The sequence below is a fragment of the Ruegeria sp. CG1 genome (assembly GCF_056537265.1).
Window position 1 is genome coordinate 493,569 of record NZ_JBQFRF010000003.1, and the last position, 26,189, is coordinate 519,757.

The 26,189-nt window shown below is 59.0% G+C and carries 25 protein-coding genes and 1 riboswitch; of the genes, 5 read left to right on the forward strand and 20 right to left on the reverse strand.

Annotated elements, in window-relative coordinates:
* Window positions 1–29: 29 nt before the first annotated feature.
* From ACR0AU_RS11950 to cbiE, 10 genes are all read right to left on the reverse strand, one after another.
* Window positions 30–1,400 (reverse strand): tetratricopeptide repeat protein, encoded by a 1,371-nt coding sequence (locus ACR0AU_RS11950; RefSeq protein WP_170512182.1) that lies wholly within the window; start codon window positions 1,398–1,400, stop codon window positions 30–32.
* Between the two features lie 180 nt (window positions 1,401–1,580).
* Window positions 1,581–2,765 (reverse strand): CaiB/BaiF CoA transferase family protein, encoded by a 1,185-nt coding sequence (locus tag ACR0AU_RS11955; RefSeq protein WP_480795711.1) that lies wholly within the window; start codon window positions 2,763–2,765, stop codon window positions 1,581–1,583.
* Window positions 2,752–4,371: a thiamine pyrophosphate-binding protein gene (locus ACR0AU_RS11960; protein ID WP_170662082.1), complete on the reverse strand. Its 1,620-nt coding sequence runs from the start codon at window positions 4,369–4,371 to the stop codon at window positions 2,752–2,754. Before ACR0AU_RS11960 ends, ACR0AU_RS11955 begins: the two co-directional genes overlap by 14 nt.
* A gap of 79 nt (window positions 4,372–4,450) precedes the next feature.
* On the reverse strand, window positions 4,451–4,915 hold the full coding sequence (locus ACR0AU_RS11965) for a DUF302 domain-containing protein (protein WP_480795712.1): 465 nt from the start codon (window positions 4,913–4,915) through the stop codon (window positions 4,451–4,453).
* Window positions 4,916–4,991: 76 nt separating this feature from the next.
* Window positions 4,992–5,735 (reverse strand): precorrin-6A synthase (deacetylating), encoded by a 744-nt coding sequence (gene cobF / locus ACR0AU_RS11970; protein ID WP_170609347.1) that lies wholly within the window; start codon window positions 5,733–5,735, stop codon window positions 4,992–4,994.
* Window positions 5,728–6,456 carry a uroporphyrinogen-III C-methyltransferase gene (cobA, locus tag ACR0AU_RS11975; RefSeq protein WP_480795713.1) on the reverse strand — a complete coding sequence of 243 codons (729 nt, stop codon included), beginning with the start codon at window positions 6,454–6,456 and terminating at the stop codon, window positions 5,728–5,730. Before cobA ends, cobF begins: the two co-directional genes overlap by 8 nt.
* Window positions 6,453–7,775 carry a cobyrinic acid a,c-diamide synthase CobB gene (locus ACR0AU_RS11980; protein WP_480439220.1) on the reverse strand — a complete coding sequence of 441 codons (1,323 nt, stop codon included), beginning with the start codon at window positions 7,773–7,775 and terminating at the stop codon, window positions 6,453–6,455. The genes cobA and ACR0AU_RS11980 overlap by 4 nt, the downstream gene beginning before the upstream one ends.
* On the reverse strand, window positions 7,762–8,556 hold the full coding sequence (cobM, locus tag ACR0AU_RS11985; protein WP_170391857.1) for a precorrin-4 C(11)-methyltransferase: 795 nt from the start codon (window positions 8,554–8,556) through the stop codon (window positions 7,762–7,764). The genes ACR0AU_RS11980 and cobM overlap by 14 nt, the downstream gene beginning before the upstream one ends.
* Window positions 8,553–8,921 (reverse strand): cobalamin biosynthesis protein, encoded by a 369-nt coding sequence (locus tag ACR0AU_RS11990; protein ID WP_170732869.1) that lies wholly within the window; start codon window positions 8,919–8,921, stop codon window positions 8,553–8,555. The genes cobM and ACR0AU_RS11990 overlap by 4 nt, the downstream gene beginning before the upstream one ends.
* Window positions 8,918–10,117, reverse strand: a complete 1,200-nt coding sequence (gene cbiE, locus ACR0AU_RS11995; protein ID WP_170732868.1) for a precorrin-6y C5,15-methyltransferase (decarboxylating) subunit CbiE — start codon at window positions 10,115–10,117, stop codon at window positions 8,918–8,920. Before cbiE ends, ACR0AU_RS11990 begins: the two co-directional genes overlap by 4 nt.
* Between cbiE and ACR0AU_RS12000 the strand changes: the two genes are divergently transcribed.
* Window positions 10,116–10,847: a cobalt-precorrin-6A reductase gene (locus ACR0AU_RS12000; RefSeq protein ID WP_480795714.1), complete on the forward strand. Its 732-nt coding sequence runs from the start codon at window positions 10,116–10,118 to the stop codon at window positions 10,845–10,847. The genes cbiE and ACR0AU_RS12000 overlap by 2 nt on opposite strands.
* On the opposite strand, the gene cobJ is transcribed toward ACR0AU_RS12000, so the two are convergent.
* Genes cobJ through ACR0AU_RS12035 form a run of 7 tightly spaced genes read right to left on the reverse strand, consistent with a single transcriptional unit; the run spans window position 10,844 to window position 18,808 of the window.
* Complete coding sequence (gene cobJ / locus ACR0AU_RS12005; RefSeq protein WP_480795715.1) at window positions 10,844–11,602, reverse strand: precorrin-3B C(17)-methyltransferase; 759 nt, start codon at window positions 11,600–11,602, stop codon at window positions 10,844–10,846. The two genes, ACR0AU_RS12000 and cobJ, sit on opposite strands and share 4 nt — an antisense overlap.
* The gene (locus ACR0AU_RS12010; RefSeq protein ID WP_170732865.1) at window positions 11,599–12,327 is read right to left on the reverse strand and encodes a precorrin-2 C(20)-methyltransferase; all 729 of its coding nucleotides are present in this window, start codon (window positions 12,325–12,327) and stop codon (window positions 11,599–11,601) included. The genes cobJ and ACR0AU_RS12010 overlap by 4 nt, the downstream gene beginning before the upstream one ends.
* Window positions 12,324–12,953: a precorrin-8X methylmutase gene (locus ACR0AU_RS12015; RefSeq protein ID WP_170594882.1), complete on the reverse strand. Its 630-nt coding sequence runs from the start codon at window positions 12,951–12,953 to the stop codon at window positions 12,324–12,326. The genes ACR0AU_RS12010 and ACR0AU_RS12015 overlap by 4 nt, the downstream gene beginning before the upstream one ends.
* Window positions 12,953–14,080 carry a precorrin-3B synthase gene (gene cobG / locus ACR0AU_RS12020; protein ID WP_170732864.1) on the reverse strand — a complete coding sequence of 376 codons (1,128 nt, stop codon included), beginning with the start codon at window positions 14,078–14,080 and terminating at the stop codon, window positions 12,953–12,955. The genes ACR0AU_RS12015 and cobG overlap by 1 nt, the downstream gene beginning before the upstream one ends.
* Window positions 14,077–17,370 (reverse strand): cobaltochelatase subunit CobN, encoded by a 3,294-nt coding sequence (gene cobN, locus ACR0AU_RS12025; protein WP_480795716.1) that lies wholly within the window; start codon window positions 17,368–17,370, stop codon window positions 14,077–14,079. Before cobN ends, cobG begins: the two co-directional genes overlap by 4 nt.
* A 5-nt stretch (window positions 17,371–17,375) precedes the next feature.
* The gene (cobW, locus tag ACR0AU_RS12030) at window positions 17,376–18,431 is read right to left on the reverse strand and encodes a cobalamin biosynthesis protein CobW (RefSeq protein WP_480795717.1); all 1,056 of its coding nucleotides are present in this window, start codon (window positions 18,429–18,431) and stop codon (window positions 17,376–17,378) included.
* On the reverse strand, window positions 18,428–18,808 hold the full coding sequence (locus ACR0AU_RS12035; RefSeq protein WP_170391837.1) for a DUF1636 family protein: 381 nt from the start codon (window positions 18,806–18,808) through the stop codon (window positions 18,428–18,430). Before ACR0AU_RS12035 ends, cobW begins: the two co-directional genes overlap by 4 nt.
* A gap of 85 nt (window positions 18,809–18,893) precedes the next feature.
* A riboswitch (cobalamin riboswitch) is annotated at window positions 18,894–19,100 on the reverse strand.
* A 105-nt stretch (window positions 19,101–19,205) separates the two neighbouring features.
* Here ACR0AU_RS12035 and ACR0AU_RS12040 point away from each other — a divergent pair.
* The 3 genes from ACR0AU_RS12040 to ACR0AU_RS12050 all read left to right on the forward strand — a co-directional run bounded on the left by ACR0AU_RS12040 (window position 19,206) and on the right by ACR0AU_RS12050 (window position 21,918).
* Window positions 19,206–20,192 carry an NAD(P)-dependent oxidoreductase gene (locus tag ACR0AU_RS12040; RefSeq protein WP_480795746.1) on the forward strand — a complete coding sequence of 329 codons (987 nt, stop codon included), beginning with the start codon at window positions 19,206–19,208 and terminating at the stop codon, window positions 20,190–20,192.
* Between the two features lie 114 nt (window positions 20,193–20,306).
* Complete coding sequence (locus ACR0AU_RS12045) at window positions 20,307–21,314, forward strand: glycosyltransferase family 2 protein (protein ID WP_480795718.1); 1,008 nt, start codon at window positions 20,307–20,309, stop codon at window positions 21,312–21,314.
* Window positions 21,307–21,918: a class I SAM-dependent methyltransferase gene (locus tag ACR0AU_RS12050; RefSeq protein ID WP_170732862.1), complete on the forward strand. Its 612-nt coding sequence runs from the start codon at window positions 21,307–21,309 to the stop codon at window positions 21,916–21,918. The genes ACR0AU_RS12045 and ACR0AU_RS12050 overlap by 8 nt, the downstream gene beginning before the upstream one ends.
* 124 nt (window positions 21,919–22,042) lie before the next feature.
* Here the strand turns inward: ACR0AU_RS12050 and ACR0AU_RS12055 are convergent, their stop codons facing one another.
* Genes ACR0AU_RS12055 through ACR0AU_RS12065 form a run of 3 tightly spaced genes read right to left on the reverse strand, consistent with a single transcriptional unit; the run spans window position 22,043 to window position 25,045 of the window.
* A complete protein-coding gene (locus ACR0AU_RS12055) occupies window positions 22,043–23,041 on the reverse strand; it encodes an ABC transporter substrate-binding protein (RefSeq protein ID WP_170732861.1) in 999 nt (332 codons plus the stop codon).
* Window positions 23,020–24,387 carry a sensor histidine kinase gene (locus tag ACR0AU_RS12060; protein WP_170732860.1) on the reverse strand — a complete coding sequence of 456 codons (1,368 nt, stop codon included), beginning with the start codon at window positions 24,385–24,387 and terminating at the stop codon, window positions 23,020–23,022. The genes ACR0AU_RS12055 and ACR0AU_RS12060 overlap by 22 nt, the downstream gene beginning before the upstream one ends.
* Complete coding sequence (locus ACR0AU_RS12065) at window positions 24,377–25,045, reverse strand: response regulator transcription factor (RefSeq protein ID WP_170391826.1); 669 nt, start codon at window positions 25,043–25,045, stop codon at window positions 24,377–24,379. Before ACR0AU_RS12065 ends, ACR0AU_RS12060 begins: the two co-directional genes overlap by 11 nt.
* A gap of 108 nt (window positions 25,046–25,153) precedes the next feature.
* Here ACR0AU_RS12065 and ACR0AU_RS12070 point away from each other — a divergent pair, with 108 nt between their 5' ends.
* On the forward strand, window positions 25,154–26,131 hold the full coding sequence (locus ACR0AU_RS12070) for a tripartite tricarboxylate transporter substrate-binding protein (RefSeq protein ID WP_170391824.1): 978 nt from the start codon (window positions 25,154–25,156) through the stop codon (window positions 26,129–26,131).
* The last annotated feature ends 58 nt before the right edge of the window (window positions 26,132–26,189 follow it).

Sequence of the window (26,189 nt, forward strand, 5' to 3'; positions counted from 1 at the left end):
TTTCTGTCCTTCTTGGTCTTTTATTGTTGTTATTCGGCGGGGACGCTTTGTGCGTCGCCGCTGTCGCGTGCGGCCTCGATCAATTCTCGGCGGGCGAGGGCGTAATTGTCCTCTCCCCCGGCACGTTTGGCGCGGCGGTCGTCCAGGATGCGCTCGACAGCATCCAGACGGCCAGCGCGCAGGCCGGAATCAATGGTGATGCGCTCGAATACATCACGTTGGGCGTGGCTGCCACCCGCCAGTTGCATCCCACCCCGGGCATTTGAAAGAAAATCAAAGGCTTGGCCGTAAAGGCCCTCTCCAAAGGCCTCAAGCCCCTTGGCGGCGGCAATGCCCGGGTCGGACATGCGGATCGGCGTGTCACCCTGATTGCGCTGGGCGTCATTTTGAATACGCTGCAGCATATTTGCTGTAGCCTCCGAACGATTGTCCCCGGTCAATGCCAGCAAGTAGTGAAGATCGGCGAAGATCAAGCATCCGTCTTCGGTTCGGGCTGCGCTGAGATCGGCCAGTTCTTCCCAACGGTTGCCAACATCAACGCCCTCAAGCTCTAGCCGGGACAGCAGCGAGGTTGCATTCGAGATATCGCGATAGTCGTCGGTTTTGTCCTGGCGGATGTGATGATCGTAAAGCGCCATCACTTGATCGACTTGCCCCAAATCCAGATGCATCAGCGCCTTGTGCCACCAGACATGATAGCGGAAATTGTTGCAATGCGCCCAAGCGTCCTCGCGTCCCGCGAGCCAGTCCAGTCCCAGCTGCGCGTTGCCCGTCATCTCGTGCACGTGCGCTACAGCGTGCAATCCCCAGGCGTCGTCCGAAACCATCCACAAGGCCTGACGACCGGCGATCTCGGCTTTCTCGTAGGCGCCGGTTTCCTCCAGCGCGAACGAGTGGCATCCCAGCAAGTATCCACGTCCGGCGTGGTCGGGTTCATACGCAGGCATCACCCGTTCGATCGACCGACGCATCCCCGCCGCATCGCCCAGAACGAAACGCGTCGCATGACTGAGCTTCATGGCCAGAGTATCAGTTGGGTGCGCTCGCAGAATCTCTTCAAATTTCTGAACGGCCTGTGATGGAAGGTCGGCCATATACAAACCCAGCGCCTCGACATATAGCCTTTCCCGGGCTGAAACGGGCTGACGCTCCATCGCTGCATTCGCGGCACTCAGCGCTTCGGCAGCGACCGCGATCATCTCACGCCGGCCCAGCAGAACCATGAACAGCCCCTTGACCGCATGGCCCAGCGCAAAGTCCGGCTCAAGCTCCAGCACCTTGCCCAGATGTTGCGGTGTGACAGCGGCATGCGCCATGAACCCAAGGAGAACACCATCCCATGCCTCGACGCTCGCGGGCTGGTTCAGGGTGTTCATCTGTCCAAAGACGTCTTGTTTCATACTCGAGTCCAATCTGATTGCGACGTTCTACACTGTTCGATGTAACAGAGTGTGCAGCCGGGTCGTAACAGTATCGACCCTGCTCTCGAATTGGTGAAATCCCGTGTGTGAGAAACGCGAAAAAAACCGCCGATTCAAGGGCATGTTTCAGCAACTTGCCGCCTAAACGGGCAGAGTGTTTCAATCTTCGAAGGGGTTTTCCGCGTTCAGAACAGCCTGTGTGTCAGCCCCACAGACCGGTGGTGCGCTGCGATATGTTACAGGCGTGCGTGACAGGTTCAGGGGATTCCCGATCAGTTGCACCTCGCCAGGCTCAGCTTGCATCGAGATCTGCATCTGGCGGGCAGCGACCTGATCCGAGGCAAAAACCTGATCGAGCGTCCGCACCGGGCCAACAGGGACTTTCAGCTCTTCAAGCCCCGCGATGACGCTGCCTGTATCCAGCGCCTGAACTGCCGGACGCAGGATCGCATTCAACGCATCCCTATTTTCAAGACGGGCCGGGTTGGTGGCAAATCGGGGATCGTCGGCAAGCTCTGGCTTTTCGATGAAGCTGCAGAATCTTTTGAACTGACTGTCATTTCCAACGGCCAGAATCACGTGCCCATCCGCCGTCTGATAGACCTCGTAAGGCACAATATTGGGATGCCCGTTGCCGCGCCGCTGAGGCACTTCGCCCGAGGTCAGATAATTCACGCCTTCATTGATCAGCCAAGAGATCTGTGCATCCACCAGCGCCAGATCGATCTGCTGACCCTCGCCAGTCATGTCGCGATGACGCAGCGCAGCCAGAATACCAACGCAGGCATACATACCACACATCACGTCAGCAATTCCGACGCCTACTTTCATCGGCGCGCCGTCGGCGTCTCCGGTCAGAGACATGATCCCGCCATATCCTTGCGCCATAAGATCATATCCGGGCTTCGATGAGTTTGGGCCTGTCTGCCCGTAGCCTGAGATCGAACAGTAGACGAGGTCAGGAAACTCATTGGACAAGGTTGCGTAGTCGAGCCCGTATTTCGCCAGTCCACCGGGCTTGAAATTCTCGATCAGAATATCAGCGTGCGAGGCTAGGCGTCGGACTTCTGCCTGTCCTTCGGGTGTTGCGATATCCAAGGCGACCGATTTCTTGTTGCGGTTGGAGGACATGAAATATGCGCTCAGGTCTGAGCGGTTGCCATCCGCATCCTCGGCGTAAGGAGGGCCCCATTGCCGCGTATCATCACCACCGGTCGCCGGGTTTTCGACTTTGATGACGGTAGCGCCAAGGTCGCCCAACAACTGCGTACAAGTGGGTCCTGCCAGAATGCGAGACAGATCCAGTACCTTGACGCCTTTCAGCGGTCCTTCAGATGCGGCCATCATATCCTCCACGGTCAATTTCCGCAGCAATGACAGTGAACTTGTCTGCTTTCAACGCCTGATCCAATGCAGCCCGCAAATCGTCGCGGCTACGAACTGTGTGACCATAACCGCCGAATGCGCGGCCTAAAGCCGCAAAGTCATGGCGGTCAAAGTCCACTCCGCGATTGCCCATCTGGCGCTGGCGTTGTTTCAGTTCGATAAGCGCAAGGCTGGCATCGACAAAGACCAGAAAGATTGGGTTGCCACCCAATTCGGCGGCAGTCGACAGCTCTCCAGCAACCATCAGAAAGCCGGCATCGCCAGAAAAGCTGATCACGGGGCGATCCGGTTCGGCCATTTTCAGACCGATCGCCATCGGAACGGCACACCCCATGGTGCAGAGCGCCGAGGACTGGATCAACCCTCGTGCCTCCGAACACTCCCACATCTGACTGAGCAGAATGCGATGCGCGCCGCTGTCGGCCGTGGCGAGGGTCTCGGGTGGCAGAACGGCACGAGTTTCTGCGATGATCGCCGCCGGTCCCCAGTCTTCATCTGTCGGAAAAGCATTCGCCAGCGCAGCCTTGACCTGTTCAGGCTCACCATTCGGCCAGGTCTTGCCGGCAGGGTTGCCCTTGGCAATGGCCTCAAGCGTTGCGCCGGTGTCGGCGACCAGATTTAGCCCAGCCTGATGCATGTAATGATCGTTCACCACGGCTGATATGTCGATCACGCGCTTGGTTTCTGGGTCCCAGATCTCGCGCCAGCCGGGGCGCATCTCGATAGGGTCATATCCCAAACACAGTACCAAATCAGCCTGTTCCACCAGCGGGACTAGATGCTTATCGGCCAGCGGAGACAAACCCGCCCCGCCCAGGCAGAGTGGATGATCCTCGGGCACCACCCCCTTGGCCTTGTAGGTGGTGACAAAGGGAATGTTGAAATGCTCTAGAAATGCTCGCACCACACAGCGCGAGTCGTCGTAAAGAACATCAAGACCGATGATCGCCAAAGGTCGCTCAGCCTCGGCCACCCAGCGGCGGGCCTTTTCCAGACATTCCGCGCCAGGCGCGACAGGAGCAACTTTTGCCAGTCGACGACGTTTAACCCCTGATACGCGCGTATCGGCCACCGAGATAGGCACATCGATGTGTACCGGGCCGGGGCGCGCTTGGTTGGCAAGCGATACCGCCTTGTCGGCGATGATATCGGCCCCGTCGGCCGTCAGCATAAAGCTGCCTTTGGTGATCGAGCGATAGACTTGCGCGTGATCCATCACTTGATGGGTGTAGGTCAACGCCTCATCCGCGTCGACACATCCGGTCAGCACGATCATCGGCACCCGATCCTGCAGGGCGTTGGCGACCACATTGATCCCGTTCATCGCTCCGGGCCCGAGTGTGGCCACGAGGATTGCAGGTGCACCATCGCGATGGTGGACCGCTTCGGCCATGAAACCTGCTGAGTTTTCGTGTTTTGCAAGGTGGAAAGCAATGCCCGCGCTTTCCAGCGCATCCACCAATGTCAGAACCTCGCCGCCGGGCATACCGAACGCATGGCGGCATCCGGCCTCGAAAAGGCGTTGTGCCAACAAATCCGCAGCGCGGGGAGACAGGTCCTGCATTAATCAAGCTCCGACAAAGTTATCTGTCAGCAGATTGCGGAGGACGCGTCCGGACGCAAGCAGGTTCACGTCAGTGTGACTATTTGACGGCGTTTTCCGCTACGGCCTGAAACTTTGCGTCCAATTCTATGGCAATCTCGCGCAGAGCGTCTCCGCCCTCGTCTGCGTAAGGGGCAAAGACGAAGCTTGGTGTCTTGTAAGAAAGGGTTGCAGTGCCGTCCTCGTTCTCGGTCACGTAGAAACGGATGGGCGCTTCGATCATCGCGTTGGTCGAGGTTTCAAGAACCCGAACTGCGTAATCGTTGTTGAATGCGCCAATCACCCGGTTGCCCGGAATGGTGATACCGCGCGAGGCCGCCGCTTTGGTCGGCCCGGCCTGTGTCACAACGATCAGGCCGTTTTCCTTTACCGCGGCCTTTGTGTCATCCACGAGGGTCTCATAGCTTTTTCCGCTGGAGTAAACCGCCCATCCAGCAAGAGGTTCGATGCCGTCGGCCCAAGCAGGCATCGCCAGCAGGCAGATCGCAGCCCAAAGCGCCCTCATGTTCTTTCCCTTCCTGTTGACTGGGGAATTGATGACAGAAAAGCGCTGAAACGGGGCTCACAATCCTGTGCGCGCGTCAGGCCGCACGTTTCTTCAGCAGATAGATATCCATGATCCAGCCGTGATCAGAACGGGCCTGCGCGCGGGTATCCAGAATGTCTTGCGCCACATCCGCCAATGGGCCTTTGATCAGAATCTCTTCTTTCATGCCCACATATGCCGCCCACCAGATGTCATAATCGGTCATCTTCAGGCTCTGGAACGAGCATTCGCCATCCAGCATTACGGCCACTTTCGACGCCGTTTCAGGCCATCCATCATCGCGGATGCGACGGCCTGTGGTCACGACATAGGGCGCGCCCAGCTCATTGATCGGGATCGCATGGGCTGCAGTCAATGCCTGTAACGCTGTGATTCCCGGAATAACCTGGACTGGCGGTTGCGGGTCCAGCCGCGCTGCAATTCTTAGCGAACTGTCATACAGCGACGGATCACCCCAGATCAGCAACGCCACCTTCTGCGCGTCCGGGTAGGCTGAAATCGCCTCGTGCCAGCGCAGGGCAATTGCGTCGTGCCATTCGTCGACGCCTCGGAGATAGCCGTCATCTGCCCGGCGTTTGGGAACGTCGAAATAGGCGATCCGTGCAGGTTTGTCGGTGACCTGCGAGATGATGTCTTCGCGCAAACCGGCCAGATCAGCTTTGTTCTCTCCTTTTCGCGGGATCAGGATCAGGTCCGCTGATCTGATCGCCTTCGCCCCCTGAAAGGTCAGGTGGTCGGGATTACCCGTGCCGATTCCGATCAGAATCAGTTCAAACATCTTCGAACTCTGCCAGCGGGCCATACAGGATCAGGGCCGGGGCGGTTCCAACCTCGGATCGCAGCTTGTCGGACAGGTCTCCGATTGTGGAGCGCTCCAAGGATTGCTCGGGAGTTGAAACAGATTCGGCCATCAAAGCAGGCGTGTCCAACGGCAAGCCACGCGCGCTCAGGGCTTCGACCAGCAAGGGAAAGGTGCGCTTGCCCATAAATACGACCGTCGTCGCGCTAGCATCAGCCAGGGCGGAAAGGTTCAGATCGGTCGGCAATTTGCCACTTACGTCATGCCCGGTGACGAATTGAACACGACGTGCAGTCAGGCGTCGGGTCAGAGGAATACCAGCTGCAGCTGCCGCCGCGACGGCAGAGGGGATGCCGGGAATGATCTCGTACTTGATGCCGGCTGCCTGCAACGCGACCAGTTCTTCTTCCAGTCGACCGAACATTCCTCCGTCACCGGATTTCAGGCGTACCACCTGCTGACCGGTCTGCGCATACTCCACCAACAATCGGCTGACGTGATCCTGCTTGGGCGAAGGGCGACCGGCGCGTTTGCCAACACCAACCAGATCAGCATCGTCACGCGCATGGGTCAGGATCGGGCCGCTGCTGAGATCATCAAACAGCACCGCATCGGCTCTCTGCATCCGGTCTACGGCCTTGAGCGTTAGTAGCTCCGGATCACCCGGACCGGAGCCAATGAAAGAGACAAAACCGGTCATGCCGAGGCCTCTGCAATAAGATGGAAAAATGTGCCGGTGACATTGCCACGTCGCGATCCTGTCTGAGGGCCTTCGGCCCCCTCGGCATCGAAGACTCGCGCAAGAGGAGCGTCAGGTTGTTCGATGATCGAGGAATAGTGGAACTCATGTCCGCGCAAGGCGGTACCCTTGGCAAAGCCAGGCATCGACGCCAAAAGTTCAGCCCTACGATAGCCAAGGTTGAATTTGCGCTTTTGGTGTGAGGTTTGCAGACCCAACAACCCCGCCATCTGATGTGGCGCGCCTTCCTTGTCGACCAGAACTTCCCCCAATGCCATATAGCCCCCGCATTCACCATGCACGGGCCGCGTTTCCGCGTGTTTGCGCAGCCCCGTCAAGAAGGTATCTGCTGCCGCCAATGTTCCTGCGTGCAGCTCGGGATAGCCCCCCGGTAGCCAGACCAGTTCAGCGTCTGCAGTTGGCGCTTCGTTTGCCAGTGGGGAAAAGGGCAGTATTTCTGCACCGGCGCTGCGCCACCCTTCCAGCAGATGCGGGTAGGTAAATGAAAACGCTGCATCACGGGCCAGTGCGATCCGCTGCGCCGGGGGGCGCGGCAGCGCGGCTGACGATGGCCCAGCAGGGCCTGAGGAGGCCGCCCGTTTGATCGCATCCAGATCGACATGTTCACGCAGGAATGCGGCATATCCGGCGATTGCCGTTTCCAGATCCGGATGCTCAACCGCCTGGATCAGGCCTAGATGTCTTTCGGGCAGAGTCAGATCACCTCGGCGCGGAAGAACGCCCAGAACCGGCAATCCAGCCCGTTCCATGCCCAGCCGCGTCAGCCGCTCATGTCTTGGGCTGGCACAGCGGTTCAGGATCACCCCGGCAAAAGGTAGATCGGGGTTATACATCCGAAAGCCAAGCGCGGTCGCCGCCGCCGATTGCGCCTGTCCTCCGACATCCAGGACCAGAACGACCGGCCATCCCATGCGCAGCGCCGTTTCAGCGCTCGACCCATGCCCCAGCTCTCCGGGTTTGGCGACACCATCAAACAGACCCATCGAGCCCTCGGCCACCACGATATCTGCTCCGGTTGCCTGCTCTGAGATCGCGGTTAGCAGTGGCTCTCCCATCGCCCAGCTATCCAGATTGAACGAGGCTCGGCCCGCTGCAGCGCGGTGAAACGCCGGATCTATATAGTCCGGCCCGCTTTTGAACGGTTGCACGGTCAAGCCGTCCTGGGCCAAAGCCCGGAGCAATCCCAGCATGACAGTGGTCTTGCCTGTACCCGACGACGGAGCGGAAATCAGTATTCCGGGGGGGTTAGTCATCACCATGGCTCCAGCTCGACCACGGACTGTCGGCGCTTTGAGGGCGATAGCGGCGGTCATATGTCTTGGAATACAGACAGCTTTCGTCAAACCCTTCACCTGCAAGCGCCGGACCAACCATGATCAGTGCGGTGCGCGAGATGCTGTTGTCCAGTGCCTCCTTCAACGTGGCAAGCGTTGCGCGGATGATCTTCTCATCCGGCCAACTAGCGCGGTAGACCACGGCGACCGGGCAGTCTGCCCCATAGGCAGGTGTCAGGTCGGCGATGACGTTATCCAGATTTCCGATCGAAAGGTGGATAGCCAAAGTCGCACCTGTTTTAGCGAAGTTTTTCAGTGTCTCGCCTTCCGGCATCGAAGACGCACGCCCGGGCGTGCGGGTCAAGACCACTGATTGCGCCAGACCGGGCAGTGTCAGCTCGGTCCCGAGCGCTGCAGCCGCAGCCGCAAACGAGGGTACACCGGGCGTGACGCTGACCGGGACACCCATCTCTTTCAGACGTCTGATTTGCTCACCCATCGCCGACCAGACCGAGAGGTCCCCGGAATGCAGCCGCGCCACGTCCTGTCCAGCTTTATGCGCTGCTTCGATTTCGGCCATGATCTGATCCAGATCCATGGGTGCGGTGTTTACGATCTTCGCGCCTTCGGGGCAGTGGCCCAGAATCTCCTCGGGTACCAATGAACCCGCATAGAGGCACACCGGGCAGGAGCCGATGATATCGCGCCCGCGCAGGGTTAGCAGGTCGGCGGCGCCCGGTCCGGCGCCGATGAAATGAACGGTCATGTCTGTCCTCCGATGGCGACGGCGCAGGTTGCAAGCCTGTCGTCCGAGATTTGTCTGGGTGAAATCAGCCGCGCGCCATGTCCGGCGGCAGCAAGAGCGGATGCTTCGGCCACGCTGCCGGTGCCATATGTGGCGCGACTGCGGGCTGAGCAAGTAAGTGTGCGTTGTTCGGCAAGATCATTTGCCGGAATGAAATGTATCGGCAGCTCAGTTGCTTCTGCAAGCGCGGCAAGTGCGGCGTGTCCGTCCTTGTCCGCAACGGTCGCAAGGGCATCGACAGTTTTTCCTGTCGAGGCAAGCTCGAAAGCGGCACGAAGACTGGCCAGCGTAGCAGAGGATGAGAAACCTAACCCCGCGACGATCATAACGTGAGGCTCCACTGCACCACTGGGTAGGCAGATTTCCAGCCTCGCCGTGGACCAAGCGCAGCTGCCTGCGCCAGTTCGATGCGCAGCAGGTCTCCGCCGAGCTTGTCGTGCCATTCAGCTAGCAACGCTTCGCTTTCCAATGTCACCGCGTTGGCGATCAGCCGCGTGCCGGCCTGAAGATTAGCGTGTAGCCAGTTCAGCAGATCCGCACTCAGACCGCCACCGATGAACACCACATCGGGTCGGTCAAGATCAGCCAACGACTCTGGTGCAGAACCGTGCACAACGCACAACCGATCCTGCCCTAACGTATTGGCATTGCGGCGAATGCGTTCGGCCCGATCAGCACGCGGCTCGATAGTCGTTGCAGTTAGCGTCGGATCGCACATCAGCCACTCGATGCTGATCGAACCGGTGCCACCACCGATATCCCACAGATGCTCACCCCGATGAGGGGCAAGCGCCGACAGGGTTAGCGCGCGAATGGGGCGCTTGGTGATCTGGCCGTCGGTTTCAAAGATGTCATCGGGCTTTCCCGAGGCTTTGGGAAAGGCACGCCCAGTACCCGCGACATCAAGACCGACACAAACCGGATGTTCGAAGGTTCCAAGCAACGCCTCGGTCAGCGACACGCTGCGCGCGCGTTCACGGGGGCCACCGAGCGCTTCCATGACGTGCAGAGTGCAATCGGCAAAATCGGTTTCGCCCAGATAGGTCGCAAGCTCGGCTACGGCTTTGCCGTCGCGCAGCAAGAGAATCGCGCGCAGGCCGGCTGCCAAGTGAGGGCGAAGGCGCGTCAGAGGCGCGGCATGTAGCCCGAAGGTCAACGTGTTTTCAAGCGGCCAACCAAGCCGCGCAGCAGCAAGCGAAAAGGTCGACTGGCCGGGTAGGGCAATCCATTCGTTCGTTTCGAAATTACGCGCGATAACGGACCCGGCCCCGAACCAGAACGGATCACCCGAGGCCAGCACAACGGTTTGCCGACCGCGCAATGCGGTCAGAATTGGCAGGCCATCGGCAAATGGGACCGGCCATTCAATCCGTTCCGCCGCGCTGTCTGGGATCAACGACAGGTGGCGTGTCGGACCCATGACAATCTCAGCGCGGTCCAGCACTTGACGGCTTGCAGGGGACAGGCCATCCAGTCCATCTTCGCCCAAACCCAGAACGGTCAACCACGGAGTTTCAGACATGCCCAACCTCCTTATTCTTGGTGGCACGACCGAGGCGAATGCTCTGGCAAAATCGGTTGCCGATCAAGGCATTCCCGCTACATATTCCTACGCCGGACGTGTCGATAACCCGTGCTCGCAACCCGTGCCGATGCGCGTGGGCGGGTTTGGTGGTGCAGCGGGACTGGCGCGGTACATTCACGAGCACGGCGTCACCCATGTTGTCGATGCGACTCATCCCTTTGCGGCGCAGATGAGCCGAAATGCGGTGGAAGCCTGTGCGGGGGGCGCAACGCCCTTGGCCGCTTTGACGCGACCTGCTTGGGTCGCGCAAGACGGGGACAACTGGCAGCACGTACCGGATATTGAAGGTGCGGTTGAAGCTCTGGCCGGTCCAGCCCGCCGCGTCTTCCTGGCAGTCGGCCGCATGCATCTTCATGACTTCGCAGCCCACCCTCAGCATCACTATCTTTTGCGGCTTGTAGACGATCCGGACGCATTGCCGCTTCCGAAAAGCGATGTGATCGTTTCGCGGGGCCCGTTTTCTGTTGAAGAGGACCGGGCCTTGATGGAACGTCACCATACGCAATTGATTGTATCCAAGAATGCGGGTGGCACCGGCGCGCGGGCCAAACTGGATGCCGCCAGGGCGCTGGGCTTGCCGGTTCTGATGATAGACCGTCCGACTCTGCCGAAGCGGACCGAGTTGGCAAATGTCACGCAGGTCTTGGACTGGCTGGCGCATACTTAATCCTTGGCCAGCGTGAATCTCGGGGTGTAGACGATCGGGGCGCTGTTGCGCTCGACTATGCGGGTCAGGGACGAGCCGACGATGACGACAGTCTGCATGTCCGCCATATCTGCCGTGGCTTCTTCCAGAGTTGAAATCCGCAAAGCCTCATCCTCGCGGGATACAGCGCGTGCGAACAGGATCAGGCGTTCCGGCTCACATTCCTCCCGCAGGATTTCCAGCGTTTTTTCAAACCCTTCCGGTCGAGACTTCGAGCGAGGGTTATAGAACGCCATGGCGAAATCGCCCTGCGCGGCAAGTCGGAGGCGCTTTTCGATCAGTGGCCATGGCTTCAGGTTGTCGCTCAGGTTGATGGCGCAGAAATCATGCCCTAACGGTGCCCCAGCGCGGGCCGAAGCCGCCAGCATCGCAGTGATCCCCGGCAACACTTCGATCTGTATGTCGCGCCAGTTTTTCGGCCCGTTTTCAAGCGCTTCAAACACCGCAGCGGCCATTGCAAACACGCCAGGATCCCCTGACGAGACTACAACGACGCGTTTACCGTCGGCCGCCATTTGCAAAGCGTGCTGAGAGCGGTCGATCTCGACCCGGTTATCGCTGGCGTGCAGGGTCAACCCCTCTCGCTCGGCCACCCGAGCAACATAAGGGATGTAGCCAACCACGTCCGTCGCTTCTGCCAGAGCGGCAGTGACTTCGGGAGTGACCAGTGCTTCGTTTCCAGGCCCAAGGCCAGCGATCTTGACCCAACCGCTCATGGTCGGCGTCCCTGTCCATGAACCAGAATGATTGAGAAATAGGGCGTGATCCCTTCGCAATTATCAGACAGTTTGCAGACCCGTTGGTTCGGCATCTGAGCGTATTCGACGATCCACGCGCGGTCATACAGCCCGGCCTGTTTCAGCGCGCGCTTTACCTTGTCGAAGTTCCGCCCGATCTTCATGACAACCAGCGCGTCGGTCTGGGTCATGCGTTCAGTCAGCGTATCCTCGGGCAAGGTTCCAACAAGAACCGTGAGGACATCGTCGCCCCAAGTTATCGGGTCACCGGTTGCGGTCCAAGCGCCGGACATGCCGGTTATGGCAGGTACGACTTCGACTTCAGATATGTCTCGTAGTCGATTGTAAAGGTGCATAAATGATCCATAGAAGAACGGATCGCCTTCGCACAGGACCACTACATCCTCACCATTTTCGGTAAGTGATTTCAGATGTGTGGCACAGTCTTCGTAAAACACCGAAAGGAGTTCATTATACCTTGGATCTGTCACCGGGATTTCGGTTGTTACCGGGTACTCCATTGGAAACTCGATGGCGTCGCCGGGGATCATTCCATTGACGATCTTGCGGGCCTGACCTGTGCGGCCAGGTTTGCGAAAAAACGCCACATGGCGGGCATTGCGCAGCAGGCGGTCCGCACGGACACTCATCAGGTCCGGATCGCCGGGGCCGAGGCCCACGCCGTATATTTTACCCCCGCTCATTCGGTGCGGCTCGCGATAGCATTGATGGCAGCAACTGTGATCGCACTGCCTCCCAAACGGCCTTTGACGATACAGGATGGTACTGGCTGCGCTTCCCACAAGGCATCCTTGGACTCGACCGCTCCGACGAAGCCCACCGGGCAGCCGATAATGGCAGCGGGGCGTGGGCAGTCGGGATCTTCCAACATGTTCAGAAGGTGGAAAAGCGCGGTAGGGGCGTTACCGATCGCGACCAGTGCTCCTTGCAGATGCGGACGCCACAGCTCTAGCGCGGCGGCAGAGCGCGTGTTGCTCATTTCGGCAGCCAGAGGGCGCACGCGCTCGTCATGCAGGGTGCAGATCACTTCGTTATCAGCGGGCAGGCGAAAGCGGGTGACGCCTTCGCTGACCATGCGGGCATCACACAGGATCGGCGCGCCATTTTCCAGCGCGGAACGCGCTGCCGAGACAAAACCGTCCGAGAAATGGACGAACTCTTCCAGCCCGACCATCCCTGCGGCGTGGATCATCCGAACGGCGACCTGTTCTTCATCGGCATCGAACCGGGCCAGATCAGCCTCGGATCGGATGGTGGCAAAGCTCTGCTTGTAGATCGCCGCGCCGTCGGTTTCGTATTCATAGGGCATCAGGTGAAGTCCATGGTCATGAGTGTTTCTTCGGTCAGGCCGCGTTGGCAGGGCTCATCCCCCGCACGGCCTTGTTTGACAAGGTCAAATCGTCCGGAATTGCCAACCAAAGTGACATCGGCCGGACCCATTCGGGCGCATCCCTTGGCGCAGCCCGATACATGCAGGCTGCCTGCAACGCGCGCGGCCAGGGCGCGCGCCACACCGCGGGTTTCGACCTGCGCCTGCGGGCAGTATGGCGCGCCGGGGCAGGCGTCGGTTGTTCTCAGCGGGTCGGTGCCATCTGTGACAAAGTCAAGGGCGGGTATCGCCGCCCCGCCTTCCAACAGGAACAGCCGCCATGGTGTGACCCGCAGGGCAGTGGCGTTGCTGTTTTCGATCAGCAAATGGAGTTGCCGCGCCGGTAGCTGCCCAAAGGCAGCGCCATAGAGTGTCCCCTGCACGCAGGCTCCCGGTTGAAGAGGCACGCCAATGGGGCCGGGCGCGCTGCCTTGCCACTCGTTGGGCAAACCATATGTGGCAACGGTCCGCGCCATGCGGCGGGTCTCGGTTGTGTGGGTTTGCGCAAACCACTTCGCCAACGCGATCACTTGGTCGATGGCTTGAGCTTCCGACACCACTCGCCCGGTTTCGGCCCCGTCCGCGCGCAGGATCAGGCTGCCCGAACCGAGTTCAAGCCGGATATCCGCCGAGTCATCGGCCAATAAACGCTCGGAACCTGTGTCGATGGCAAAGCCGAACTTGGCAGGTAAATCCGGAAGCTCGGCCAGACGCTGGATCAATTCCTGTGTCAGCCGTGCGGTCAGATCACCGGCTTCATAGAGTGGCGAGACCAGAATGTTGCGGCGAATTTCGATTCCGGGTTCGGCGTCCAGCAGGTTCAGCGAGGAAAGCGCGGCCAACAAGGATTGATGGTCGGTTTCCTCTACTCCACGCAGCTGAAGGTTGGCGCGGTTGGTAAGGTCGATCGTGCCATTGCCGAACCGTTCCGCCAATTCGCACAGCCCTATCGCCTGTTGGGCATCCAGACGCGCCAGCCGAGGGCGTACACGCACAACCAGCCCATCACCGGACATCATCGGGCGATGGGCACTGGGGCACCAGCCCTGCACGATGGGCGCACTCATCCCAACCCCTCCAGGTCGGCGCGGATCGAGTTCCGGCGGGTATGCCATAGCCCTGCCTCCAGCAGTGCACGGAACCGATCCTGCATGGCCTGATGTGCTTGCGGGTTTGCCTGTTGCAGGAAGGCGTCGACCTCTTCATTGCCCAGCGTGGCGTCGTGGTACAGATCGAACAGATGCGGTGCGACTGTGCCGGACAGATGCGCGAAAGATGCCATATGATCCAGCGTCGCCGCGATTTCAGCGGCACCCCGAAACCCGTGCCGCTGCATTCCGGCAATCCAGCCCGGGTTGGCGGCGCGGGCATAGACGACGCGGCTGATTTCCTCGGGCAGGGTGCGGGCGCGCGGGTTGTCCGGGTTGGTATTGTCCAGATGATAGAGCTGTGCGGTACCGCCGGTGATTTTCTTGGCGGCGGCAAATCCGGCCTCGTGCGTGGCATAGTCGTTGGCCAGCAGCAGATCGGTTTCGGTCAGGTCCTGTAGGTGCACAAAGCTGTCGGCATTGGCGACGCGCTGAGAGATGCCGTCCTTATCTTGCGCTATATGCTCGCCTTCCAAAGCGAAGGAACTGGCATCAAGCCAAGCCTCACCCGCTTGCACGCGTGCCTCATCCGTATAGATTTCGGACAGATGAGTCATGTTCAGACCATAGCTGCCGGGGGCTGGCCCATAGACCCGCGCCGCAGGCTCCTGACCGGCGTAAGGATTCCAGTCGGGTGCTTCATCTCGTTTGGTCAATGCGCGAACAGCCTGACCGTACAGCGCTGAAAGCGTCGGGAACACGTCCCGGAACAGGCCAGAGACGCGCAATGTTACGTCCAGACGCGGGCGGCTGAGATCGGTGATCGGCAACACTTCGATGCCCGAGACCCGCTCAGACCCTTTATCCCAAACCGGCTTCACTCCCAGCAGGTGTAGCGCCATGGCGAATTCCTCGCCCGCTGTGCGCATAGTGGCCGAACCCCATAGATCGACGATCAAGCCCTTGGGGTAGTCGCCTTCTTCTTGCAGGTGCCGCCGAACCAGTTCCTCGGCGAGCTTGACGCCTTGTGTATAGGCCGCGCGCGTGGGAACCGAGCGTGGGTCGGTCGTGTAAAGATTCCGCCCGGTCGGCAAAACATCCGTACGCCCGCGATAGGGGGAACCGGACGGCCCGGCCTCGATCCGTTTGCCCGCTAAAGCGTCAATCAGGGCAGAGCGTTCAGCTTGGGCTGAGTGGGCAGCGTCGAAATTGCCCGTCTCATCGGGGACGCGCCCAAAGATATGCAGCCCATCACCGAACTGGCTTTCCTTGATGTCGCAGACAAATCGGTCAATGCGCGTGATCGCCTCGGCGGTGCAGGTTGCCTGATCGAGGCCAAGGTCGTTTTCCAACCCGATCGCCTGCGCCTCGTCCCGGATATCTTCCTGCAGGCGGTCACGGCGTTTGGGGTCGAGGCCATCCGCATTCGAGAACTCGTCCAACAGCGATTCCAGCCGCACCATGCGATCTGGTGTGCCGCTTTCCTTCATCGGGGGGGGGATATGGCCCAACGTGACCGCCCCGATCCGACGCTTGGCCTGCGCGGCCTCGCCGGGGTCGTTGACAATGAAGGGGTAGATCACCGGCAGATCGCCGATTAACGCCTCGGGCCAACATTCGTTGCACAAGGCGACTGATTTTCCCGGCAACCATTCCAGCGTGCCATGCGCGCCGATATGGATCAGCGCATCCGCGCCCAATCCTTTGCGTAACCAAAGGTAAAAGGCGACGTAGGCGTGGCGCGGTGTGCGCGACAGATCGTGATAGTCATCATCGCGCAGTTCGGGTGTGCCGCGCTCGGGCTGCAGCGCGATCAGAGCCTTTCCGCGACGCAGCGCAGTGAAGTAGAACGCGCCATTTGTGAAAGCAGGGTCGTCTTCGGGAGTGCCCCAAACCTTATTGAGATCGGCGCGGAGTGTTTCCGGCAGCGCCGCCAGCGCCACCTGATAATCCTCTAGCGGCCATGAAATCCGGGCATCAAGAAGAGTTTCAGCAATCGGCTCGGCAGGCGCGGTGTCATACCCTTCGCCTTGCAGATCGAGCAACATTGCCTCAGCCGAGGCCAGCGCATCCAGACCCACTGCATGTGCCATCTGCCAGTCTTTGCCGGGATAGGTCGATAGTACCAGCGCCGGAACCTGCTCCGCTTTGGGTTTGTCGTGAAGGTTCAGCCAGCCGGAGATGCGGTTGATGATGGCTTCGATCCGTTCGGGTTCAGCCCGATGAGCGAAGCGAGAATACTCGAGATGCGGGTCGCGTTTGCCCGGCTCTTTGAAGGATACGATGCCCGCGTTGATCCGCCCGTCCACTTCCGGAAGGACCACATGCATGGCAAGATCAGCTGGTGAAAGGCCACGTTCCGCTTCGGCCCACGCTTTGCGGCGTGAGGTGGCCAGCGCCACCTGAAAGACCGGCACCTCTGCCACATCGAGAGGTGAGGTGCCTGATGCGCCCTTGCCTGAGAATGAGGTGGCGTTGACGATCGCCGAAGGCTTCAGCGCTACAATAGTCTCGCGCAGCCAATCGGCGACATTTGGTGCTTTGAGCGACGGGGCAAACAGGCCGACGGCCTCAAAACCTCGCGCGCGCAAGCTGCGGATCAGCGCTGCGATTGGGGCTGTGTCCGCCGAGGTCAGATAAGCACGATAGAAGGTTACGATGATACGTTTCGCATCACCGGGCAGAGCGTTTTCTGTAGGGATCACGCCGTGATCTGGGCACCAGGCGCCGCATTCAGGGATGGTCTTCGCGCCCATGACCGGACCTGCATACAACCCCGCAGCCAGTGCCATCTGCGCCAGAGCGGCCTGCGCCGCGACCTCACCGCCGGTGTCGCACAGATGCGCCAGCCGCCGCAGGGTCGAGACAGGCAGGGTAGAGTAATCATCCAGCCGCGTATCCTCGCGACCGTCTGCGGGCAGCACGGCCAGTGCAATCCCTTTGGCCTGCGCCAGCGCCAGAACCTGCTGCAAGCCGTACGCCCAATAGGGCACTCCACCGATCAGACGGATCAGGATGCCCTTTGCGCTCTCCAGTGTCTGCTCGACATATGTGTCGACTGAGAGGGGATGCTTCAGCGCCGTCAGATTGGCCAGCCGCATCGTTGGCATGCGTCCTTCAGGCCCACCTCCACGATGCCATCCCGCCGCGAAAGCGCCAAGGTCACTGTCGGAAAAGGACAGCACCACCAGGTCCGCCGGGCTCTGACCCAGATCGGTCGGGGTCTCGGTTTCTTCGAGCCCATGGCTTTCGCGGAAGACGACGTGCATAGGTCTTACTCGGCAGCCTCGGTTACACCCACGAGGATATCCCGGATCTCGGCCTCTTTGATATCGTCATGCTCGGCAATGACCACAAGGCGCGAGCGACGGTCTTCGCCGGGCTCCCACAGGCGGTCATATTGGTGACGCACGCGCGCACCGACGGCCTGAACCAGTAGGCGCATGGGCTTGCCCTGAACGGCGGCATAGCCTTTGACGCGCAGGATATTCAACTCGTTGGCCAATCGTTCAATCTTGGCGACCAGATCAATCGGATCGGTTTGCTCGGGCAGTTCAACGATGATGCTTTCGAATTCGTCATGCTCGTGATCGTGATGGCCGTCGTGATGGCTGGGACGCGCGTCCATGTCATCCTCGGCCGCGGCTTCTAGACCCAGCACGACGCGGACGTCCACGGCACCCTCGGCCACTTCGACCACGGGCATGGGGCGGGGCGCTTCGGCGGCGATGATCTCTTTCGCTTTCGCAACGCCTTCCGGGCCAGCCAGATCGGGCTTGGTCAGCAGAATGATGTCGGCGCAGGAAATCTGATCCTCGAACACCTCGGACAAGGGCGTTTCATGATCAATCGAGTCATCTGCCATGCGTTGCGCATCCACCGCCTCGACATTCGGAGCGAACCGACCAGCGGCCACGGCCTCGGCATCGGCCAGAGCAATCACGCCATCGACGGTAATTTTCGAGCGGATATCGGGCCAGTCGAACGCCTTCAGCAGCGGTTTTGGCAGGGCAAGACCGGAGGTTTCGATCAGGATGTGATCGGGGCGCGGCTCTAGTGCCATCAGGGCTTCAATGGTCGGGATGAAATCATCGGCCACGGTGCAGCAGATGCAACCATTGGCCAGTTCCATGATGTTTTCCGCCGGGCAATCAGGAATGGCGCAGGACTTCAGGATATCGCCATCGACGCCGACATCGCCGAATTCGTTGACGACCACCGCCAGACGCTTGCCCTGCGGGTTCTGCATCAGATGGCGCACCAGTGTGGTTTTGCCCGAGCCCAAAAAGCCGGTGATCACAGTGACGGGGAGTTTCTCGAGATTGCTCATTTCAGGGCTCCAATCGGGGGAATGCGGGCCGCACAGTTTTTGCGGAAATGTTCGGGACGTTCGCGCCATTTGACCAAACCGTCCTCGGTGGCGAGGTATTTGGCTGCGCCTTCGACGATGGTTTCAACATGGTCGATCTCGTTCAGATGCTCATACACGAAAGTCCAGCGATCCGGTCCTCCGCGTAGCACGATCGAGCAGCCTTCATCGCAATTCGACAGGCATTCCACAGCTTTCAAGGTAATGCCTTCGGGCAGGCCCGCCTGTTCAAGCGCCTTGTGCAGCAACGTGCCGGGGCGCTGGGCGTCATCCTCGACAGGCAGCCCGCGACGGCAGGTAGTGCAAACCAGCAGTTCGACCGGTGCGGTCTCGGTCATGTCTCTCATCCCCCCAAATCCTCTTCGTGGGGGACGGGGTTTCATGCGGGCCGATCACAGCCCCACACCGGAACACCCCGTCCGGTTTCATCTTCGGGCGTTGGCAGGTCTCCCGGCTTGCGGATGTCAGAGGAGGCCTCTGTCGGATGTCCCGCCTTCCCGGCCATACTGCCAGTGGCTTTGGGCACCCTCTCCGGTCACGGTCGCGGGGGCGGCTGCGTTTGACGGCAAAAACCGCTGACGCATTCCCTTTTCATCTGCTCTCGCAGACACCAACGAAAGGGACATGCGGCAGGGCAGGGTTGCTTGTCAAGCGAGTCGCGCCGATCCGTGAAAAAGCGGATAAAAAGCGACCTGTCGGGGTCGCTGGGCGGCATGATACTTCTGCAACGACGTGCTGGCATGGCAGCAAGATGCGAACAGGAGGATACCGCGCATGAAAGTAGGGTTTATCGGGCTGGGGAATGTAGGGGGCAAGCTATCTGGATCGCTGCTACGAAACGGTATCGATCTGACGGTTCATGACCTGAACCCGGATCTGGTGACCGAATTCGTCGCCAAGGGTGCCAAAGCCGCCAAAAGTCCGGCGCAGCTGATGCGTGATTGCGATGCGGTGATAACCTGTTTGCCTTCTCCTGCGGCCTCGGATGCGGTGATGCAGGAAATGTTGCCAGAGGTCGGCCCTGGCAAAATCTGGATGGAAATGTCGACCACCGATGAAGCCGAAGTCAAACGCCTTGGCGCAATGGTCATTGAACGAGGCGGGGCTGCAGTGGATTGCCCGGTTTCCGGCGGATGTCACCGGGCAGCGACGGGTAATATCTCGATCTTCGCAGGCTGTGATCGTGAGACTTTTGAACGTATCCTGCCATTCCTGACCACCATGGGGCGGCGCATTTTGCACACGGGCGATCTGGGCTCGGCCTCTGTTCTGAAGGTGTTGACCAATTATCTGGCTACCGCCAACCTGATCACCTGCGCCGAGGCATTGGTGACAGCCAAGGCCGCCGGCATGGACCTTGGAACCACCTATGAGGCGATTAAGATATCGTCAGGCACATCCTTCGTGCACGAGACCGAAAGTCAGGTCATCCTGAACGGCTCGCGCGATATTTCCTTCACCATGGACCTGGTGAAAAAAGATATCGGTCTGTTTCAGGAGGTCGCCGACCGTGCCGGAGTTCCTCTTGAGATAAACCCATTGATGATCAAGATTTTCGAAGATGGTATCGCGCGATATGGTGAGCGTGAATTGTCCCCGAACATCATCAGGCGGCTAGAGGACGCGACCGGACTGGAGATCCAGGCGCCAGGGTTCCCAAGCGAGATGCTGGACGACGAGCCAGAAGAACCGGGTTATGAGGTGATCCCACAGAATCGGTAGATAGATTAATCGGCAAGCATTGCGGCTGTCTGGCGACCTGGTTGGACAAAATTCTGGTGCTATTCTAAATAGGTCGACAGGAGTCCGACACCGGCACAGGCAAGAGAACAACTTATGACGAATGAGACCTTTCTCATCGTAACAACGATGAAAAACGAAGGGCCTTTCATGATCGATTGGGTGGCCTACAACCACGCAATCGGTTTTGATGACATTCTGATTTATACCAATGATTGCGCTGATGGTACCGATGCCATGGGTGACCGGTTGCAAGTGCTTGGCTGGGCTCACCACCAACGAAACAGACTGGGTCCGCGCGCTGCGCCTCAGGTTCGTGCATTTTCGCTTGCGCGGAATCACCCAAGCTATCTGTCTTCGGATTGGATTCTCAGTTTGGATGTGGACGAGTATATCAATATCCGTTTGCCCAATAGTGATATAAGAAGCCTCGTTGAGGCCAGCGGCGTGGCGGACGCGATCTCGATCTGCTGGCGCATGTTCGGAAACGCGGGTCAGAACGATTTCGTTGATCGACCCGTACCTGAGACTTTCTTTCTGGCCGCCACCGAAGACGGCTATCCGCATCATCGGACCAAAGGGTTCAAAACGCTGTTCCGCAACAACGGAAAATTCAGCCGTTTTCGCGCCCATCGTCCCAGGATCAATCCAGAAGATGCACCGAACCCTGACGCGCCATACGAAGGCGTGTTGTGGCGGGATTCGGGCGGGAACCTCTACCCAGCAGACCAAGTGAAATGGAAAGCATGGCGTGGTTTCAGCCATGAATTCGCGCGCATTCATCATTATGCTGTGCGCAGCACTGATAGCTTTTTAGTCAAGCGCGACCGTGGGCGCACCAATCATGTGGGGCAGGATCAAGGGCTCAAATACTGGCTCATGATGAACCACAATGATGTTGAGGATCGCTCAATTCTGGAACACATGCCGGCTATGCACGACATCAAAGCTGAGATGATGGCAGATCCGCAATTGGCTGATCTTCATCATAAAGCATGTGAGTGGCACAGGTCGAAAGCCGAAGAATTGAGAGCCAGACCGGATTGGGTTGATCTGGTTGAAGCGTTGCAAAATTCCTCAACCGGAGAAGACGTCTATGGGTGAAGCTGTATCTGCTGAGGATCGCCGCAAGAAGCAAGCTGAGCAGCGCGAGCGGAAGGATTCCCTGCGGCGCGAAATGCTCAAGACCATGCCGCATGGACGGCTGAGCGTTGAAATTGGCGTTTGGAAGGGCGAATTTTCGCGGATTCTGCTGGAAGAGCTACAGCCCTCGAAACTGTGCCTCATCGATCCCTGGCAAGTACAGCAAGACCCGGATGGCGGTGCTTCGCTTGCCGGAGCGCGCACGCAAAAGGATATGGATCGAATTTACGAGGCAGTGACGCGCAAATACAGCACCGAGATTGCCAAGGGGCAAATTTCGATCATTCGCGACTATTCGCAACCGGCGCTGAGTCTGTTTGAAGATCAAAGCATCGGGTTTGCCTATTTGGACGGCGACCATTCCTACGAGGGCGTAAAAACGGATCTGGATGCTTTGCTGCCCAAGATGATCGAAGGCGGCGTAATCATGCTTGACGATTATCACAGGCGCGGTTGGTGGAAAGATGACGTGATGCGTGCGTTCCACGAATTCCTCGGGGCACATTCTGCGGGGCTGCGGCTCAAGGCCATCATGGGGGCGCAGGTGGCCGTTGAGAAACTTTGAGCCGAGATCATTTTTCTGATTTTAGATTCGTGCGACGTAACCTGGGCTGGCTGATGTCTTCCAGCGTCAACAGTGTTAAGCAACAAGTTCAGCGATGACGGATAGGGTTGTTGTCTAAGTCCGATCATTTTTGAATAGCGGCACTTTCCCAGGCAGAAAGGAACTTTCTGCGCTTCAGCGCATCGAGGAACGTCAACAGCGCAGGGTCCAGCGCTATCGCTGCGCTTTCGGTCGTGGAGTCCTGCGTGTCCAGAAGTGGCAGTGCTGCCATTGATTCCGGATTCAGCGTGGTCAGGTGCCGGACAAAGGTTTCCGCTTCCTCCGGCAAGCGGCTTTTGCCAGTTACCATGGCGGTCCGCATCATCGTCGTCTGAAAATCCGAGGGCAGAATGATCTGAAGGGCATCCTTTCCTTCTGTTCGTACAGCCGCATAACTGCCAAGCACGTTGTAGGCCACCGCGATTGTACCATCCGCCAGGTCGTTAATCATGTCGCCCGAACAACAATACAGCCGCACATCCAGGCCGCCCAAAACCTCCATCAAGCGCCAATAGGTTTCCGAGGCGCGGGCGTCCTGCGTGGCGAACAAATAGCCCAATCCCGACTGGCGCACGTCATAAGTGCCGACTTTGCCCCGAAAATCATCCGGGCGGGCGCGCAGCGCTTCGATCAGTTCCTGCCGCGTTTGCGGCATTGGTTGTCCTTCGAACGCGGTGCGGTTGACAACGATGGTTGCGGGTTCCGAAGTGAAGGCGAACAGGCTTTGATGCCATTGCGCCCAAGGGGGGTGCGGAAGATCGTTAAGCGCCAGCGCATATCCGTCATTCGCGAGCTTCAGTTGCAGGTCCATCGCGCTGGAAACGACAACGTCGAACGCCTCTGGCGTGGCTCGGACGCGTCGGTCGATATCGGCCGTGCCGGTCACCAAATATTCGACCGATATCGCTGGATTTTGGGCGACGAAATCCTCGATCAGCGGCGCAAACAGGGCGGTATCGGTGCTGGAAATGACCCGCAGTCGGGGGCCGTCGGCACTTTCGTTGAATATTTGTCGGTCTTCCCAATCCTGAGCCCCTGCGCCGCTGGCGAACAGGCATAGGATCAGAGTGACAAGATAACGCATGCGCCGCCCTCCGCTTTGTTTGACAGTACCAGCGTGCCGCCATGGGCGACCGCGACGTCCTGGGCAATGGTTAGCCCGAGGCCCGATCCGATGGTTCCTGCCGCGTTCTGACCACGTTCGAAACGTCTTGTGAGCGTTTCGATTTCATCGGGCGGAAAGCCTGGCCCCTGGTCACTGACCGTGATCCGGGCTGTGGGTGATCCTGCGACATCGATGACTACGGTACTGTCCGCTGGCGCATATTTAAGCGCATTGTCTACCATGTTCCGCACCGCATTTTGGATGAGGATGGGGTCGCCCGAATACATGACCTGCGGATCGCCGCTCAAAGCAAGCGAAAGGTCTTTCATTTCAGCGATGGGCGTCAATCGCTGGACAAGCTCTCGGATCAGAGTCACCAGATCGATATCCTCGCGCTCCAGATGGTCGGCGCGGAATGTGATCATGGCGTGATCCAGTAGTTGCCCCGCAGCCCGAGAGCTTTCGTCGATGGCGCGCATCATTGATCTTAACGCCTCGCGGTTGTCTTCTCTCTCGACCCGTTGCAGCGTCGCCTCGGCATAAGACCTCACCGTTGCCAGCGGGGTGCGGACCCTATGCGCGGCCTCGGCGATAAAGTCCTCGGATTGGCTGAGAGACTGGTCCAAGCGTCCCATAAGCGAATTCAGCGATGACACCAAAGGCGCCATTTCACGCGGTACTGGTTTTTTGAATGGGCTGAGATCTTGCGGTCCCCGACGGGTGACGGATGTCGTTAATCTGTCGAGCTGACCAATGGTGGCCGAACTCACCCAGAAGGACAATACAGCCGCAAGTAAAAAGAACCCCAATCCCAAAAGGCCGGCATTGCGTGAGATTTGATCCAGCGTCTCCGACAGCGCATCTTGGGTCTGTCCCAAGGCCACTTCGATTTCTGTCTGATTTCCCAGCCCAACCAGTGTGCGGCTGGCACTGACCTGACGAACGTTTTCACCGCGCACTTCACCAAAGCGAAAGGTCCATTTTCCATCAGCGGGTCCTTGAGTTGGGGTCAGGTCTTCGTAGCCGGACAAGAACTCGCCATCCTGAAAAATCGCATAAAACACTCGGTCGTCCGACGGCGTGCTCAGCATGGAAAAGGCAGCATAGGGGATATCGACTTCAAGCTCGCCTCCACGCAGCGCCGCGGCGTCGAGGATCGAGGTGACTGAGGCACCCAGAATGTTGTCCTGACCTTGCTGGGCAACCTGAACTGCATAGTCGCGGACAGCAAAGAACAGCACAAGGGCCAGAATCGCGGCACCGCCGATTAGCGTTAGCGCAAGACGGTTTCGCAGTGATCCGGAAACGTTTGGATTAGTTGCCATGATCCAGCCTGTAGCCCAAACCGCGCAACGTTGTGATCCTGAGCTCCGATTTTTCCAGATGCTTGCGCAGTCGGCCGACATAGACCTCGATGGCATTGTCCGAAACATTGTCGTCGTAGGAGAACAACCGGTCCGCCAGCTTCTGCTTAGAAAACACCTGACCGGGGGCGTTGATCAGCAGTTCCAACAAGCGCAGTTCGCGGTTGCGAAGCGAGACGATGTCGTCGCCCACCGTCAAATGACCCGCAACCGGATCAAAGACGACGCCGCCAATTTCAATCGTCGTTTTGGTCTTGCCGGATTTGCGTCTCAGCACTGCGCGGCAGCGCGCCTCAAGTTCGGCATGGTCGAAGGGCTTGGTGACATAATCGTCCGCCCCAAGATCGAGTGAGCCGATTCGATCCGACACTTGACTGCGGGCGGTCAGAACGATGACAGGTGTGTCCAGATGGCTGGCGCGATGCCGTTTGAGGAAATCGCGCCCGTCCCCGTCGGGAAGCATGATGTCCAGCAGGATCAGGTCATACTCATCGATTTCAACAAAGGCCACAGCATCTTCTATTTTCTCTGCGTGATCAACCACATGCCCGTCCAGTCGCATGCGCGAACTTATGGCATTGGCGAGGTCCAGATTGTCTTCGACCAAGAGGAATTTCATCGGGATCCAATAGTAATTTCACCCATGACAGGTTGATGTCAGGTTGATGTGTTTAGGTTTCGAATAATCTGAGCCGCACTGCGGCCGGTTGTCAAACGGGAGGAATTCATGACGACAATCAAACTGGGCCGTCGCGCCCTGATCGCGGCTGTGACCGCTATTGGTCTGGCTGGACCGACTTTCGCTGAAGAGGTCGTAGATAGCATCCACTTTCTGATCCCCGGTGGCGCAGGGGGCGGCTGGGACGGCACTGCCCGTGGCACAGGTGAGGCGCTGACGAATGCGGGTCTCGTGGGAACTGCATCCTACGAAAACATGTCGGGCGGCGGCGGTGGTAAAGCCATCGGATATCTGATCGAAAACGCCGACAGCAACCACGGCACGCTCATGGTCAACTCGACCCCGATCGTGATCCGCTCTCTGACCGGAGTGTTCCCGCACAATTTCCGCGACCTGACACTGGTCTCGGGCACGATCGGTGATTACGCGGCGATTGTTGTGGGCAAAGACAGCCCCATCAATTCAATGGCGGACCTGCTAGCCGCGTATGACGCCGATCCAAGTACAACGGCCATCGGCGGTGGTTCTGTGCCGGGTGGGATGGACCATCTGGTCGCGGCGATGGTTATGGAAGCGGCAGGCAAGGACGCTTTGGGCGTGAAGTACATCCCCTATGATGCAGGTGGCAAAGCGATGGCCGCGCTTCTGTCCGGTGAGATTGCCGCGCTGTCGACCGGTTTCTCGGAGGCTGTCGATCTGGCGAATGCGGGTGAGGTGAAGATCATTGGCGTCACCGCGGAAGAGCGCGTGGATGCAGCCCCTGATGCGCAGACCATGAAAGAGCAGGGCATCGACACAACTTTCGTGAACTGGCGTGGGTTCTTTGCTGCTCCCGGTCTGCCAGAGGACAAGCTGGTCGCTTATCAAGAAGCCATCGCCAAGATGTATGACACACCTGAATGGGAAGAGGTCCGCGCCCGTAACGGTTGGGTGAACATCCACAACTCGGGTGCTGATTTCCAATCGTTCCTGGAACAGCAGGAAAAGCAGATCGGCGATCTGATGAAAAAGTTGGGTTTCCTGTAAGGATACCTCGGGCAGAGCGGGCAACCGCTCTGCCTCAACCAACAATAAATCAAAGGAG

Bases quoted from the DNA above. Each gene is read 5' to 3' on its own strand.
- ACR0AU_RS11950 (WP_170512182.1), bottom strand. From the start codon at position 1,400: ATGAAACAAGACGTCTTTGGACAGATGAACACCCTGAACCAGCCCGCG.
- ACR0AU_RS11955 (WP_480795711.1), bottom strand. From the start codon at position 2,765: ATGGCCGCATCTGAAGGACCGCTGAAAGGCGTCAAGGTACTGGATCTG.
- ACR0AU_RS11960 (WP_170662082.1), bottom strand. From the start codon at position 4,371: ATGCAGGACCTGTCTCCCCGCGCTGCGGATTTGTTGGCACAACGCCTT.
- ACR0AU_RS11965 (WP_480795712.1), bottom strand. From the start codon at position 4,915: ATGAGGGCGCTTTGGGCTGCGATCTGCCTGCTGGCGATGCCTGCTTGG.
- cobF (WP_170609347.1), bottom strand. From the start codon at position 5,735: ATGTTTGAACTGATTCTGATCGGAATCGGCACGGGTAATCCCGACCAC.
- cobA (WP_480795713.1), bottom strand. From the start codon at position 6,456: ATGACCGGTTTTGTCTCTTTCATTGGCTCCGGTCCGGGTGATCCGGAG.
- ACR0AU_RS11980 (WP_480439220.1), bottom strand. From the start codon at position 7,775: ATGGTGATGACTAACCCCCCCGGAATACTGATTTCCGCTCCGTCGTCG.
- cobM (WP_170391857.1), bottom strand. From the start codon at position 8,556: ATGACCGTTCATTTCATCGGCGCCGGACCGGGCGCCGCCGACCTGCTA.
- ACR0AU_RS11990 (WP_170732869.1), bottom strand. From the start codon at position 8,921: ATGATCGTCGCGGGGTTAGGTTTCTCATCCTCTGCTACGCTGGCCAGT.
- ACR0AU_RS12000 (WP_480795714.1), top strand. From the start codon at position 10,116: ATGCCCAACCTCCTTATTCTTGGTGGCACGACCGAGGCGAATGCTCTG.
- cbiE (WP_170732868.1), bottom strand. From the start codon at position 10,117: ATGTCTGAAACTCCGTGGTTGACCGTTCTGGGTTTGGGCGAAGATGGA.
- cobJ (WP_480795715.1), bottom strand. From the start codon at position 11,602: ATGAGCGGTTGGGTCAAGATCGCTGGCCTTGGGCCTGGAAACGAAGCA.
- ACR0AU_RS12010 (WP_170732865.1), bottom strand. From the start codon at position 12,327: ATGAGCGGGGGTAAAATATACGGCGTGGGCCTCGGCCCCGGCGATCCG.
- ACR0AU_RS12015 (WP_170594882.1), bottom strand. From the start codon at position 12,953: ATGCCCTATGAATACGAAACCGACGGCGCGGCGATCTACAAGCAGAGC.
- cobG (WP_170732864.1), bottom strand. From the start codon at position 14,080: ATGAGTGCGCCCATCGTGCAGGGCTGGTGCCCCAGTGCCCATCGCCCG.
- cobN (WP_480795716.1), bottom strand. From the start codon at position 17,370: ATGCACGTCGTCTTCCGCGAAAGCCATGGGCTCGAAGAAACCGAGACC.
- cobW (WP_480795717.1), bottom strand. From the start codon at position 18,431: ATGAGCAATCTCGAGAAACTCCCCGTCACTGTGATCACCGGCTTTTTG.
- ACR0AU_RS12035 (WP_170391837.1), bottom strand. From the start codon at position 18,808: ATGACCGAGACCGCACCGGTCGAACTGCTGGTTTGCACTACCTGCCGT.
- ACR0AU_RS12045 (WP_480795718.1), top strand. From the start codon at position 20,307: ATGACGAATGAGACCTTTCTCATCGTAACAACGATGAAAAACGAAGGG.
- ACR0AU_RS12050 (WP_170732862.1), top strand. From the start codon at position 21,307: ATGGGTGAAGCTGTATCTGCTGAGGATCGCCGCAAGAAGCAAGCTGAG.
- ACR0AU_RS12055 (WP_170732861.1), bottom strand. From the start codon at position 23,041: ATGCGTTATCTTGTCACTCTGATCCTATGCCTGTTCGCCAGCGGCGCA.
- ACR0AU_RS12060 (WP_170732860.1), bottom strand. From the start codon at position 24,387: ATGGCAACTAATCCAAACGTTTCCGGATCACTGCGAAACCGTCTTGCG.
- ACR0AU_RS12065 (WP_170391826.1), bottom strand. From the start codon at position 25,045: ATGAAATTCCTCTTGGTCGAAGACAATCTGGACCTCGCCAATGCCATA.
- ACR0AU_RS12070 (WP_170391824.1), top strand. From the start codon at position 25,154: ATGACGACAATCAAACTGGGCCGTCGCGCCCTGATCGCGGCTGTGACC.